Origin of the sequence: Sneathiella sp., from assembly GCF_029233945.1 — a bacterium.
Lineage (GTDB): Bacteria > Pseudomonadota > Alphaproteobacteria > Sneathiellales > Sneathiellaceae > Sneathiella.
Genome location: NZ_JARGOQ010000043.1, coordinates 1 through 13,805, shown reverse-complemented (window position 1 = coordinate 13,805; position 13,805 = coordinate 1). Strand labels below are relative to the sequence as shown.

The window sequence follows — 13,805 nt, the reverse complement described above, 5'->3', positions numbered from 1 at the left end:
AATGCGTGCAGAACACCAGTCACTAGTCGATGAAATCAAGCAGGGAATGGCCCTGCTGAGGAGGTATCTTTGACTGGGAAAACGCAACCCGCCGACTGGATGAGCTGAACGCGCTCGTCGAAGACCCCGATCTCTGGAACGATGCCGCCAAGGCGCAGGCCCTGATGCGCGAGAGAACCTCCCTTGAGGGCGCGCTCAACGCCTATAATCGCATTGCTCAGGAACTTGACGATAACTGCGATCTCATCGACCTCGCCGAAGAGGAAGACGACGAGGAAACCATCACGGATGCGGAAGAGGGGCTCAAATCCCTGCTGACGGAGGTCAACCGCCGACGGCTGGAAAGCATGCTGTCGGGCGAGGTGGATGCCAATGATTGCTATGTAGAAGTTCATTCCGGCGCGGGCGGTACCGAATCGCAGGACTGGACGCAGATGGTTCTTCGCATGTATATGCGCTGGGCCGATCAGCATGGCTATAAGGTCAAGATACTGGAAGAAAGTGCCGGGGAAGAGGCCGGTATCAAGTCCGTCACCATCGAGGTTGCGGGTGAGAATGCCTATGGCTGGCTCAAGACGGAGAGCGGCGTTCATCGGCTGGTTCGAATATCGCCCTTCGATTCCAACGCGCGCCGCCATACAAGTTTCTGCTCCGTCGGTGTCTATCCCGTCATCGATGACAATATCGAGGTGGAAATCGATGAAAAAGACCTTCGCATCGATACTTACCGCGCGTCCGGTGCGGGCGGGCAGCATGTGAACCGGACAGAATCCGCGATCCGCATCACTCACATTCCAACGAATGTTGTTGTTCAGTGCCAGAATGACCGATCCCAGCATAAGAACCGCGCGGAAGCGATGAAGATGCTGAAATCTCGCCTCTATGAGCGGGAATTACAAATACGCGAGGCGGAGGCGCAGGAAACGCGCGACGGCCAGACGGACATCGGCTGGGGGCACCAGATCCGCTCCTACGTGCTGCATCCCTACCAGATGGTCAAGGATCTGCGGACGGGCGTTGAAAAGGGCAATGCCCAAGGCGTGCTGGATGGTGATCTTGATGACTATCTCGCGGCGGCCCTCGCGCAGAAGGTCGGCGGGGAAGAGGACGCGGCCTAGGCGCTATTCCGCCTCGAAAACATGACGAAGGGCCTCCGCCGCCTGGTGGATGGCCTTTTCGGCCTGCGGCAGTAATGCTGTCATCGACATGAACCCATGTACCATTGCAGGGAAACGGACCATACCAACGCCAACGCCGGCGGCCTGTAGTGCCTTCGCATAATCTTCCGCCTCATCCCGAAGCGGATCAAACCCCGCCGTGATGATAAGCGCCGGAGGAAGGCCCGTGAGGTCCCGATTGAGGATAGGGGACGCGCGAAAATCGTCGCGTTCCGACGCATTATTCAGATACATATCACGGTAATCGCGGATGCGGTCATAGGTGAGGAAAAAGCCGTCTTCGAACAGCTGATAACTCTTTGCCGTAAGATGCGCATCCAATGTCGGATAGAGCAGCATCTGGAACACAGGCTGAGCATCGCCTTTGGATTTCACTTGCTGCGCCACCGCCGCCGCGAGACATCCGCCTGAACTATCGCCACCAACGGCAACTTTTTTGGGATCAAGGCCATGTTCCGCCCCATGGTGGACTGCCCAGTTAAAGGCCGCTACTGCGTCATCAACGGCGGCGGGAAATTTATGCTCCGGCGCAAGGCGATAATCAACGGACAGGACCGCGAAACCACCATATTTTGCAAACCGCGCACAAAGCCCGTCATGGCTATTGAGCGAGCCGCGGATATAACCGCCGCCATGATAATAGACAAGAACGGGAAGGGAGGGGCTATCGACGGGTTTGTAAAGCCGGGCAGGCAGCGCACCGAAATCTGTCGGGATTTCAATATCATGTACAGAATGAAGCTTCGGCGATTTCCCCGCCAAAGCGCCTGCCAGGCGTTCCATATTGGCGCGGGTCGTCTCAACCGGTGTTTCCCGGACCGGCGTCGCCGTCTTCCGGTCGATATCACAGAGAAGGCGCGCCTTGCTGTTAAGCCGCTGGCCATCGATGACGACCGGCTTCAAGCCATAACAAAGGCTGAGAAAAGAATCGGGCACCATCGCGATAAGGGCGAGAAGTAGTCGCTCCATCTTATCGGCTCGGCAACCAGAAGATTACGAAACGACGACGATTAAGCCGAGGCGCGAGCAACCTGTTTCTGTTCGAAAACTTCCTGCAATTCGCCGGTTTCGAACATTTCGCGCATGATATCGCAACCGCCAACGAATTCGCCTTTGACGTAAAGCTGCGGGATCGTCGGCCATTGGCTGTAATCCTTGATGCCATCGCGAATAGCCGGATCACTCAGGACGTCGATGCCCTTGAATTTCACATCCAGATGCGACAGGATTTGCACGGCGGTTGCCGAAAATCCGCATTGGGGGAAAATGGCGGAGCCCTTCATGAAGAGCACTACGTCATTGCCAGAAACTTCCTGGGAAATTCGATCTTTTGTTACCTGATCAAGCATTTATCGATCCTTCTTAATGTTAAATCTTACAATTGTCCGTCCGGCACGGAGGTCTGCAGCGCGAGGGCATGGAGCGCATCGCCCATATTCCCTTGCAACGCCTCATAGACCATCTGATGCTGACGCACGCGCGGCAGCCCGGCAAAGCTGGCGGAGGTTACCATGGCGGCGTAATGATCACCGTCGCCGCGCAAATCAGTGATCTGCACCACGGCATCCGGGATGCCTTCCTTGATAAGCCGTTCAATTTCACTCGCATCCATTGCCATGGATCAAAACTCCTATTCACTGCCTGGACGAGACATGAGGCCCGGCAGCCAATTTGCATGTACATCTTTCAGCTTACTCACGGATATGGTGAGGGCACCGTCTATTTTCAAATCAGTATGACCGATCGTTCCAATTATGTGTAGGGGAATATCTTCGGCAAGGGCAAATCCCCGCACCATCTCCACATCGTCGGGTTTCACCGTGATCACATAGCAGGCCTGATCCTCCGCAAAGAGGGCGGCATGGGCCGGCAATGCCGTCTCCAGCAGGATTTCCGCACCGATATTCCCGGCAATCGCCATCTCGGCAAGCGCGACGCCAAGACCACCATCGGATATATCATGGGCCGCCGTAACAAGACCCTTTTCGATCATCTCACGGAGGTAATCGCCGTGTTTACGTTCTTTTTCAAGATCGACAGTTGGCGGCGCGCCATCTTCGCGTCCTTCAATCTCCCGCAGGTAAATTGATTGTCCCATTTCGCCGGTCAGATCGCCGAGCAGCATCACCACATCTTCTTCGGACTTGAAGGCGAGGGTGGTCATTTTGGTGTAATCGGCGAGCAATCCGACACCGCCGATGGCCGGGGTGGGGTAGATGCCGGTGCCATTGGTCTCATTATAAAGCGAGACATTGCCGGAAATCACCGGGTAATCGAGCGCCTTGCACGCGCGGCGCATGCCGTTGATACAGCCGACAAACTGGCCCATGATCTCGGGCCGCTGCGGATTGCCGAAATTCATGCAGTCGGTAATGGCGAGCGGCTTTCCGCCGGTTGCGGTGATATTGCGCCATGTCTCGGCCACGGCCTGCGCGCCCCCCATCTCCGGATCAGCGTAGCAATAGCGCGGCGTGCAATCCGTTGTAATCGCAAGCGCTTTTTGGGTGCCATGGACACGGACGACCGCCGCATCGCCGCCCGGCCTCTGGATCGTGTCGCCCATGACCATATGGTCATACTGCTCCCATATCCATCTCCGGCTTGCAATCTCCGAGGAGCCCATGAGTTTCAGGAGCACATCGCCGATATCGTTCGGCGCGGGGACATCCTCCCCTTTCAGGACAGTAGGCGGTGGGGTCTTTATCCAGGGGCGATCATATTCCGGCGCGGCATCGGCAAGCGGTGCGACCGGAAGGTCGGCGGCAACCTCGCCCTTCATGGTAAGCACCATCCGGCCCGTATCGGTCACCTTGCCGATAACGGAGAAATCCAGCTCCCATTTCTCGAAAATCTTGCGGGCTTCCTCTTCGCGGCCCGGTTTCAGGACCATCAGCATCCGTTCCTGGCTTTCGGAGAGCATGATCTCGTATGGCGACATGCCTTCCTCGCGCATTGGTACGTGATCGAGGTTGAGTTCAATCCCGACACCGCCCTTGTCCGCCATCTCGAAGGACGATGACGTCAGGCCTGCTGCGCCCATATCCTGGATCGCGACAATTGCATCGGTCGCCATCAATTCAAGGCAAGCCTCCAGCAGGAGTTTTTCCGTGAAGGGGTCACCGACTTGAACCGTGGGGCGCTTTTCCTCGCTGTCGTCATCGAATTCGGCGGAGGCCATGGTCGCCCCGTGGATGCCGTCGCGCCCGGTCTTGGAGCCCACATAGACAACCGGATTACCAATACCGGCGGCGGCGGAATAGAAGATATTGTCCGTGTCCGCGAGGCCCACCGTCATGGCGTTGACCAAAATATTGCCGTCATAGGACGCATGGAAATTCGTCTCCCCGCCAACCGTCGGAACCCCCATGCAATTGCCATAGCCCGCGATTCCCGCCACAACGCCGGAGACCAGATGACCCGTTTTGGGATGATCGGGCCGCCCGAAACGGAGCACATTCATATTGGCAATAGGCCGCGCGCCCATGGTAAAGACGTCGCGCATAATGCCGCCCACACCGGTTGCCGCGCCCTGATAGGGCTCGATAAAGGACGGGTGGTTATGGCTTTCCATCTTGAAGATAGCGGCCTGGCCGTCGCCAATGTCGATAACGCCTGCATTCTCACCGGGACCGCAGATCACCCAGGGCGCTTCCGTGGGGAGGGTTTTTAGCCATTTTTTTGAGGATTTATAGGAGCAATGCTCACTCCACATCACGGAGAAGATACCGAGTTCCGTGAGGTTCGGCGTCCGGCCGAGTATTGAGAGGACGTCCGCATATTCGTCTTCGGTCAGGCCATGCTCGGCAACGATGTCTTTGGTGATTTCAGTCATATTTTCAAACGATGGAATTTACAAGATGATCGAAAAAGCGTTTACCGTCGGTCCCGCCAAGCTCATCCGAGATCAACCGTTCCGGATGCGGCATCAGGCCCAGCACATTGCCCGCCTTGTTATAGATACCGGCGATATTATTCTGGGAGCCATTGGGGTTGGCCTCACCGGTTTGTTCTCCCTCGGGCGAGACATAGCGGAAGGCGACCTGGCCTTCGGCCTCCAACTCATTGAGCTTGTCCTCATCCGCGTAGAAATTACCGTCATGATGGGCAACGGGGAAGCGGACGACTTCACCCTGTTCAAACCCGCCAACGAAGCGCTCATTCTGGGAGGTGACCAGGAGATCAACATCGCGGCAGACAAATTTCTGCCCCGCGTTACGGAGGAGTGCCCCCGGCAGCATGCCGGTTTCCGTTGCGATCTGGAAACCGTTGCAGATGGCAAGAACGGGCGTGCCCGCTTCGGCCCGTTTCACGACTTCGCGCATGATCGGGGAATTCGCGGCCATCGCCCCGGCCCGGAGATAGTCTCCGTAGGAGAACCCGCCGGGAATGGCGATCAGGTCCGTATCGGGCAATTCACTTTCGCCATGCCAGACCATATCCGGCTCCCGTCCCATGGAATGGGTGAGGGCGACTTTCAGATCACGGTCACAATTGGAGGCGGGGAATACAATAACAGCAGCCTTCATTGTCCAAAACTCCCTGTCCGGTCAATCCAGCATTTCGATGGAATAATTCTCGATCACGGTGTTGGCGAGAAGCTGCTGGCACATCTTTTCAACTTCTGCTTCGGCCGCGGCGCGGTCCATATCGGCGAGGTCCAGATCGATCGTCTTGCCCTGACGGACATCCACAACATTCTTGAAGCCAAGCCCCTGCAGGGAATGGGAAATCGCTTTCCCTTGCGGATCAAGAACCCCGTTTTTCAAGGAAATATAGACACGTGCTTTCATCTGGTCCTCTTAAGGTTTAAAAAAAGGCGCTAAATATGCGCCTTTACTGGATTGCGGTTGTTCCTTGCAAGTCTCCGGGCCCGCCTTCGGGAATAATGCCAAGACGGCGCGCAACTTCCTGATAGGCATCCTCAACATCGCCAAGATCGCGGCGGAAGCGATCCTTGTCGAGTTTCTTGTTGGTCACGGCGTCCCACAGGCGACAATTGTCCGGGCTGATTTCATCGGCGAGGATAATCTGCATTTCATCGGTTTCATAATAACGACCGAATTCCAGCTTGAAATCCACGAGGCGGATGCCAATTCCGGCAAACAGGCCGAGAAGGAAATCATTCACCCGGAGCGACTGGCTCATGATGTCGTCAAGCTCCAGCGGATTGGCCCAGCCAAACGCCGTGATATGCTCTTCGGAAACCAGCGGATCATTGAGTTCGTCAGACTTGAAGCAATATTCAATGATCGGACGGGGCAGGGGCGTCCCTTCCGCGATCCCGAGACGTGTGCAGATCGATCCGGCGGCGATATTGCGGACAATCACCTCGACGGGGATAATCTCCACTTCCTTGATCAACTGCTCGCGCATATTGAGGCGGCGGATAAAATGATTATGGATGCCAATTTCGGCAAGCTTCACCATCAAATATTCCGAAATACGGTTATTCAGAACACCCTTGCCGGTGACCGTTGCTTTCTTTACACCATTGAATGCGGTGGCATCATCCTTGAAATACTGTACCAGCGTGCCCGATTCCGGGCCTTCAAAGAGAACTTTTGCCTTGCCTTCGTAGACACGTCTACGTCGGGTCATGGATAAACTCCAACTCATCGAAAAGGCGGCTATCCGCCGGAGAAATAAACATCAGACAGCCGTCATTCGGGAATGGATTGGCGCTGTCTGGCCCTGCCGGAGAAATCTCACCGTCAAAGCAAGCGGAACATAATGCAGAAATACCGGAAATACAACATTTCCTGTCAGCTAAATGATGTATAATCTGTAGAAATTGACTTGCGGGGCTAGGCGGCGAACACCATCTTAGGTATAACGCAATGCCAGAGACAAAATTAGTGATTTGAAACAAGATTTTAAGGACTGGAAACGGATATGTCAGGATTCGACGATCGTAAAAAAGGCCAGGAAGGCAAATTCGCCCATGATCAGGAAATGGAATTCAAGGTCATGGTACGCCGAAACAAGCTGCTGGGCGGTTGGGCCGCGGAGCTTCTCGGCAAAACAGGCAGCGACGCTGAGGCCTACGCCAAGGAAGTCATAATCTCGGACATGGAAGAAAAGGGCGATGAAGACGTCTTTCGTAAAGTCCGGGGCGACCTTGATGCCGCAAATGTGGAAATGTCGGACCACCGTATCCGCCGCCAGATGGAAGAACTGCTGGCCGTCGCGCGTGGACAGATCGCCGCCGGCGAATAGTTTAAATCATGCACCCGGAGCTGGAGGCCTCGGCCTTCATCCGGGAGCTTCCCGACCGGTTTCGCCAGGGCCGCGCTCTTGAGGCGGGAAATTGCGGGATAAATCAACTCCTTCTGGCGTGTTGGGAAATAATATGTGCGGCTTTGTCTGTCTCTGGAATACCGGAGACGAAAAACTGGCGGACCGGATGATCACCAAGGTGTCACATCGGGGGCCCGATGCCGTCCAGATCATTCGCCAGCCTGACGCCCCCGTTATTATGGCGCATTGCCGCCTCTCGATTATTGGCACCGAAAATGGTGCCCAGCCCATTCATCAGGCCGATGACATGCTGATCGTCAATGGTGAAATCTACAACCATCACGATCTCCGCGCCATACTCGGCGAGGAGCTGTTTGAGACCGCATCCGATAGTGAAACCATCCTGCATCTTTTCCGGACCGATGACGATCGCTGGACCGACAGGCTGGACGGCATGTTCGCTTTCGTGCTGGCAACCAAGGGCCGGATTATCGCCGCGCGCGATCCGCTCGGCATCAAGCCGCTCTATGTTGCCAGGCTCGGGGATGGCGTGATTTTCTCCTCCGAGCTCAAGGCGTATGACGGCGTTCCCGTCGACAGCATAGAAGCCATTCCTCCGGGATCGCTTTATGATAGCGAGAAGGGCTGGCGGCAATGGTATCGCCTGCCGCATGGTGCCGCGACGATAGAACCGGGGGCCGATATCGACCATATCGCCTCTGAACTCAGGCTCGTTCTGGAAGCGGCGGTTGCCAAATGGATGGTTGCCGATGTCGAGGTTGGCTGTTTTCTCTCCGGTGGGCTCGATAGTTCCATCATTGCCGCCATCGCCCAGAAAATCAAAATGGCATCGGGGAAGAGGCCGCTTAAAACCTTTTCCGTCGGTACCGAAGGGTCCCCCGATCTTTTGGCTGCGCGAAAAGTCGCGGCGCATATCGGCTCGGATCACCATGAATATGCCTTTACCGCCGACGACCTGATCGAGAATATGGCGCATGTCATCTATCATCTGGAGAGCGCCGATATCGACCTGGTCCGGAGCGCGATCCCGACATTGTTCGCCGCGCGTCTCGCCCGCACGCAGGTAAAAGCCGTCCTGACCGGGGAGGGGGCCGATGAACTTTTCGCCGGATACAGCTATCACCACGCCTATGTTGACGATCCGCGCGCCCTTGCCGATGAACTGACCCGCTCCCTCGGTGCGATGCATAATATCAATCTGCAACGGGTTGACCGGGTGAGCATGGCGGAAAGCCTGGAGGCGAGGACGCCCTTTCTCGATCGCGACCTGATCGCCTTTTCCCAGTCCATTCCGGCGGCTTTAAAGCTCAAACGGACGGACCCGGCGTCGCAAGAGGCCACCGGAGAGACCACGGAGAAATGGATATTGCGAAAGGCCTGCGCCGATCTTCTGCCCGTTGACCTTGTATGGCGCAAAAAAGCCCAGTTTGATGAAGGCTCCGGCACCGTGGACGCCCTGGCTACGGCGCTACATAGGTTGACCGGCCAACCCGGCGCGACAAGCCGGGAGGCGGAGGGCGCTCTTTACGAGAAAATCCTGAAAGACCAATATGATGATCCCGAGCGGATTCTCGCAAATGCGGGCACATGGGAATCGCATGACCGGGTGCAAGCCGCCATCGCCTGATTATCTATCGGAAGATGGCAGCTTTTTTGACCGACGCGGGCCTCTTTTGCGGTTAGTCGCCGAAGACCCGCCGGAAAATCGTTTCCACATGCTTGGTGTGATACTCAAGATCAAAAACGCCTTCGATCTGATCGTCTGACAAGGCGTTTGTTACTTCCTCATCCGCTTTGAGCAACTCAAGGAAATCCGCGCCCTCCCGCCAGACACGCATGGCGTTGCGCTGCACGAGGCGGTATGAATCCTCCCGGCTGACACCGGCCTGCGTCAGGGCCAGCAGAACACGCTGCGAATGGATCAGGCCCCCCAGCTTGTTCATGTTCGCCATCATATTTTCCGGATAGATCACCAGTTTCTCGATCACGGAGGTGAGGCGGGCGAGCGCGAAATCGAGCGTTATCGTCGCATCCGGGCCAATGCCGCGTTCAACGGAGGAATGGGAGATATCCCGCTCATGCCAGAGCGCCACATTTTCCATCGCCGGGATCGTCGCCATGCGAACAAGGCGGGCGAGGCCGGTCAGGTTTTCGGTCAGGACCGGGTTGCGCTTATGCGGCATGGCGGAAGAGCCCTTTTGCCCCGGCGCGAAATATTCTTCCGCTTCCAGCACTTCCGTGCGTTGCAAATGGCGGATTTCAACGGCGAGCCGTTCGATGGAACTGGCGATCACACCGAGGGTCGCAAAGAACATCGCATGTCGATCGCGCGGGATCACCTGCGTGGAGGCGGGTTCCGGCGTGAGGCCGAGGGACTTCGCTACATGCTCCTCAACAAAGGGATCAATATTCGCGAATGTTCCGACAGCGCCGGAAATGGCGCAGGTCGCGATATCCTTTCGCGCGTTCACCAGCCGTTCGCGGTTGCGATCAAATTCCGCGTAAGCCTGCGCCATCTTGAGGCCGAAGGTCACCGGCTCCGCATGGATACCGTGGGAGCGTCCGACGCAGACGTCATCCTTATGGGCATAGGCCTTGGCTTTAAGCACGGCGAGCAGCTTGTCCATATCATCCAGCAGGATATCGCAAGCCTTGGTCAGCTGTACCGACAGACATGTATCCAGCACGTCCGACGACGTCATGCCCTGATGCACGAAACGCGCCTCATCCCCGACATATTCGGCAAGGTTGGTGAGGAACGCGATCACGTCATGCTTGGTTTCCCGCTCGATTTCATCAATCCGCTCGATATCGAAATTACCGCGTTCCCAGACGGCCTTCGCCGCGGCTTCGGGGATTACGCCAAGTTTAGCTTGCGCATCGCAAGCATGGGCCTCAATCTCGAACCAGATGCGGAATTTGCTTTCCGGCTCCCAAATGGCGGTCATTTCTTCTCGGGCATAACGCGGGATCATGGCGGGTCTTACTTTCTGAAAACATTTGTCGGAAGAACGGGTGACTAGCAGAGATAACGCAAAATCTCAACCACTTACCGAAGACAAAACCCGCTTTACATCAAACCGAGCGATTTGAAACTGATGCACTCGCTGTTCCCGACGATAATATGATCATGCACCCGGATATTAAGGGCGGAGGCCGCGCCCACAATCTCTGACGTCATATCGATATCCGCTTTTGACGGCGTGGTATCGCCGGAGGGGTGGTTATGCACGAGGATCAGCGCCGTCGCGCCCAGTTCAAGCGCGCGCTTGACGACCTCACGCGGATAAACGGCGGTATGATTGACCGTTCCGGTCTGCTGCACCTCATCAGAGATCAGGTGATTCTTGTTGTTCAGAAAGAGGATGCGGAAATGCTCGATCGCGCGATCACTCATCGCTCCCTGGCAATATTCAAGCAGCGCCTGCCAGGATCCAAGGATATTTTTCTTCTCGATCTCGGAGCGGAGAAGCTTCTCGCCAAGGGTTTCGGCGACTTTCAAGGTCGCGATGACCGCATCGCCGACTTTCGGTACCTTGCGAAGCGCCTCCGGCTCGGCTTTCAAAACCTTCGCAAGACTGCCGAAGGTGGAGAGCAGGCTTTTCGCCAGCGGCTTCGTATCGCCGCGCGGGGAGGCGGCAAAGAGCAACATTTCAAGTATCTGGTAATCGGCGAGGCTCCGGGCCCCGGCGCTCAATACGCGGTCGCGCATTCTTTCGCGGTGGCCGAGCCGGTGATCGTCATTTTCTTTCGTCTTGGGGGAAGCGTCTTCAAAACCGAAACCGAAGCCCGGTGCATCCAGTTCATGCAGCGCGGGCTTCCTCATCGGTTTTTCTGCCTCAGATGTCATAGGGCGGCTTGTCCCGCCCCTTGGGCGAGAGGGTGAATATCTCATATCCCGTTTCGGTTACGCCGAGGGAATGCTCGAACTGGGCGGAGAGGGACCGATCCTTTGTCACCGCCGTCCAGCCGTCATCGAGGATCTTGACCTGCCAGGTGCCGAGATTGATCATCGGCTCGATCGTGAAGATCATGCCGGCGCGGAGCTCTACCCCTTCGCCGGGTGTCCCATAATGGACAATATTCGGCACATCATGGAAAACCTGACCCAAACCGTGACCGCAGAAATCCCGCACCACGGAACAACGCTTGCCTTCGGCGAAATTCTGGATCGCATAGCCGATATCGCCGGTCGTCGCGCCGGGTTTCACGACCTCGATCCCGCGCATCAGCGATTCATAGGTGATATCGATCAGGCGCGATGCCTTCACACTCGGTTTGCCTGCCACGAACATACGGCTGGTATCTCCATGCCAGCCATCCACCGTCGGTGTTACATCAATATTGACGATATCGCCGTTTTGAAGCTTCTTCGGACCCGGAATGCCATGGCAGACCACATGATTGATCGAGGTGCAGATGGATTTGGGAAAGCCGCGATAGTTAAGCGGGGCACAAATGCCGCCGCGCTCCGCGATGAAATCCGCGCAGAGCGTATTCAACTCATCCGTCGTGACACCCGGCACCACATGTTCGGCGATCATGTCCAGCGTTTCCGCCGCCAGACGGCCTGCAATCCGCATGCCCTCAAAAGCCTCGGGACCATGCAGTTTGATCACGCCGGTATTGCGTTCCGGCGTATCTATACTCGTTTCATATCTCATAAGCGCTCTTCATGTTTTTCTGGATAATACCCCATGTCATCTTAAAAAAAAACTAAGGAATAACCGGAATAATCGACCCGGGGCGAATTTCACTGGTCGTAATGTGGCAGTCGTAGCAGATAATTTCAACTCCCGCAGCGATTGCCTCCCTGAACGCCGCTGCATAAACCGGATCGATATCTGCCGCAATCCTGAATTTCGTGCAATCGGTCCGCTGGATCAGGTAGAACATAACCGCCCGATGGCCTTGCTCCACCATGGAGACAAGCTCTTTCAGATGCTTGGCGCCACGTGCCGTCACCGAATCCGGAAATTCCGCGAGGGAGTCGTCGCGTTTCAGGGTCACATTCTTGACCTCCACATAGCAGTCCGGTTTGCCGCCTCCGGATAACAGGATATCAATCCGGGAGTTTGTCCCGTATTTCACTTCCCGCGTCAGCGCCTCATACCCGGCAAGCGCCTCGATTTGCCCGCCCTCAATCGCCTCGGCAACGATACCGTTCGGATGGGCGGTGTTAATGCCGACCAACGCGCCGTCCACCTCCACCAGCTCCCAGCTATAGGGGAGTTTGCGCTTGGGGTTATCAGAAAGAGATAGCCAGACGGTCAGCCCGTCGTCCTTCAATCCCATCATGGAACCCGGGTTGGCGACATGGGCCGTAATCATCTCACCGCCGTCAAGTTCAACATCGGCGAGGAAGCGTTTATAGCGCTTGATCAAACGGCCCTTGATGAGGGGAGTAGAAAATATCATAATTTTACGTCAAACTTGTTCCGGCGGGTAAAATAGCAGATGCCCTTTGTAATCACTTTGCTATGATAACAACAGCCTCAAGTCCAGAAGTTACAGGGAATTTTCATGTCAGACCCGAAATCCGCTCCTGCCAAAATAGTCACGGCCGCAATTGTCGTGATCGGGGACGAAATCCTTTCCGGCCGCACCCAGGATAAAAACATGGCCTGGCTGGCGGGTCGGCTGAACGACATCGGCGTGCAACTCAGCGAGGCGCGGGTCGTCCCGGATATCGAGGCGGAGATCGTTGCCGCCGTCAATGCGCTCCGGGCGAAGTTCGATTATATCTTCACCACCGGCGGGATTGGCCCAACCCATGATGATATTACGGCGGATTCCATTGCTGCCGCCTTCAATGTCGGCATCGATCACCATCCCGAGGCCATGGCGCTGCTCACCCGTCATTATGAGACGAGCGGGATCGAGTTTAACGACGCCCGCAAGCGCATGGCGCGCATACCCGACGGCGCCAGCCTGATTAATAATCCGGTCAGCAAGGCGCCGGGCTTCAGGATCGAGAATGTCTATGTCATGGCTGGCGTACCGACCATCATGCAGGCGATGTTTGAGGAAATTGCCCCGCAAATCCTTGGCGGACCGAAAGTCCTGAGCCGGACCATCGGCGCAGGACTGCCCGAAGGTCGGGTCGCGGAAAAACTCGGCGCGCTGCAGAAGATCTATCCCGATGTCTCCATGGGCTCCTATCCCTATTTCCGACAAGGGGAGGTGGGGACAAATCTTGTCCTTCGCTCCATCGATAAGGCCATGCTCGATGCGGCCTATGACGCGCTCGCGGCCTACCTTAAAGGGGAAGGGGTGTTTGTGGTTGAAACGACCTGAGCGCGGAACGGTCCGCGGCTCCCGAAAATTCGAAACCGCGCCATTATCCCCTTGTTTCACAACGTTTCATTG

15 protein-coding genes are annotated in these 13,805 nt (G+C 56.3%); 4 read left to right on the top strand and 11 right to left on the bottom strand.

The features are described from left to right. The first annotated feature begins 1 nt into the window (after position 1). Positions 2-1,118 (top strand): peptide chain release factor 2 gene (prfB, locus tag P1U71_RS13440; protein WP_301106128.1). Its coding sequence is split into 2 segments (ribosomal slippage): positions 2-70 and positions 72-1,118, totalling 1,116 coding nucleotides; the frame shifts between segments, so codons are not numbered across the junction. A 3-nt stretch (positions 1,119-1,121) separates the two neighbouring features. Here the strand turns inward: prfB and P1U71_RS13435 are convergent. From P1U71_RS13435 to purC, 7 genes are read right to left on the bottom strand one after another with little or no spacing between them, the layout of a single operon-like run. Then, positions 1,122-2,147: an alpha/beta hydrolase gene (locus P1U71_RS13435; protein WP_301106127.1), complete on the bottom strand. Its 1,026-nt coding sequence runs from the start codon at positions 2,145-2,147 to the stop codon at positions 1,122-1,124. 41 nt (positions 2,148-2,188) lie between these two features. Next, a complete protein-coding gene (gene grxD / locus P1U71_RS13430) occupies positions 2,189-2,527 on the bottom strand; it encodes a Grx4 family monothiol glutaredoxin (RefSeq protein WP_301106126.1) in 339 nt (112 codons plus the stop codon). Positions 2,528-2,553: 26 nt separating this feature from the next. Beyond that, entirely contained in the window at positions 2,554-2,796 is a 243-nt protein-coding gene (locus tag P1U71_RS13425; RefSeq protein ID WP_301106125.1) for a BolA family transcriptional regulator, read from the bottom strand. Between the two features lie 12 nt (positions 2,797-2,808). Continuing rightward, complete coding sequence (purL, locus tag P1U71_RS13420) at positions 2,809-5,010, bottom strand: phosphoribosylformylglycinamidine synthase subunit PurL (RefSeq protein WP_301106124.1); 2,202 nt, start codon at positions 5,008-5,010, stop codon at positions 2,809-2,811. Positions 5,011-5,014: 4 nt separating this feature from the next. Continuing rightward, positions 5,015-5,704 (bottom strand): phosphoribosylformylglycinamidine synthase subunit PurQ, encoded by a 690-nt coding sequence (gene purQ, locus P1U71_RS13415; protein WP_301106123.1) that lies wholly within the window; start codon positions 5,702-5,704, stop codon positions 5,015-5,017. Positions 5,705-5,725: 21 nt separating this feature from the next. Continuing rightward, positions 5,726-5,968 (bottom strand): phosphoribosylformylglycinamidine synthase subunit PurS, encoded by a 243-nt coding sequence (purS, locus tag P1U71_RS13410; RefSeq protein ID WP_301106122.1) that lies wholly within the window; start codon positions 5,966-5,968, stop codon positions 5,726-5,728. Between the two features lie 43 nt (positions 5,969-6,011). Continuing rightward, positions 6,012-6,776 (bottom strand): phosphoribosylaminoimidazolesuccinocarboxamide synthase, encoded by a 765-nt coding sequence (gene purC / locus P1U71_RS13405; RefSeq protein WP_301106121.1) that lies wholly within the window; start codon positions 6,774-6,776, stop codon positions 6,012-6,014. A 294-nt stretch (positions 6,777-7,070) separates the two neighbouring features. Between purC and P1U71_RS13400 the strand changes: the two genes are divergently transcribed. Continuing rightward, on the top strand, positions 7,071-7,394 hold the full coding sequence (locus P1U71_RS13400) for a DUF1476 domain-containing protein (protein ID WP_301106120.1): 324 nt from the start codon (positions 7,071-7,073) through the stop codon (positions 7,392-7,394). 133 nt (positions 7,395-7,527) lie between these two features. After that, complete coding sequence (gene asnB, locus P1U71_RS13395) at positions 7,528-9,063, top strand: asparagine synthase (glutamine-hydrolyzing) (protein ID WP_301106119.1); 1,536 nt, start codon at positions 7,528-7,530, stop codon at positions 9,061-9,063. Between the two features lie 52 nt (positions 9,064-9,115). Here asnB and purB read toward each other — a convergent pair whose 3' ends face one another. From purB to sfsA, 4 genes are all read right to left on the bottom strand, one after another. Further along, the gene (purB, locus tag P1U71_RS13390; protein WP_301106117.1) at positions 9,116-10,411 is read right to left on the bottom strand and encodes an adenylosuccinate lyase; all 1,296 of its coding nucleotides are present in this window, start codon (positions 10,409-10,411) and stop codon (positions 9,116-9,118) included. A 95-nt stretch (positions 10,412-10,506) separates the two neighbouring features. Then, positions 10,507-11,286: a DNA repair protein RadC gene (radC, locus tag P1U71_RS13385; RefSeq protein ID WP_301106116.1), complete on the bottom strand. Its 780-nt coding sequence runs from the start codon at positions 11,284-11,286 to the stop codon at positions 10,507-10,509. Next, positions 11,276-12,100, bottom strand: a complete 825-nt coding sequence (gene map, locus P1U71_RS13380) for a type I methionyl aminopeptidase (protein ID WP_301106115.1) — start codon at positions 12,098-12,100, stop codon at positions 11,276-11,278. The genes radC and map overlap by 11 nt, the downstream gene beginning before the upstream one ends. A 52-nt stretch (positions 12,101-12,152) precedes the next feature. Further along, complete coding sequence (sfsA, locus tag P1U71_RS13375) at positions 12,153-12,854, bottom strand: DNA/RNA nuclease SfsA (RefSeq protein ID WP_301106114.1); 702 nt, start codon at positions 12,852-12,854, stop codon at positions 12,153-12,155. A 105-nt stretch (positions 12,855-12,959) separates the two neighbouring features. On the opposite strand from sfsA, the gene P1U71_RS13370 reads away from it, so the two are divergent. Further along, positions 12,960-13,733, top strand: coding sequence for a competence/damage-inducible protein A (locus tag P1U71_RS13370; RefSeq protein WP_301106113.1), 774 nt, complete (start codon positions 12,960-12,962; stop codon positions 13,731-13,733). Positions 13,734-13,805 lie beyond the last annotated feature (72 nt).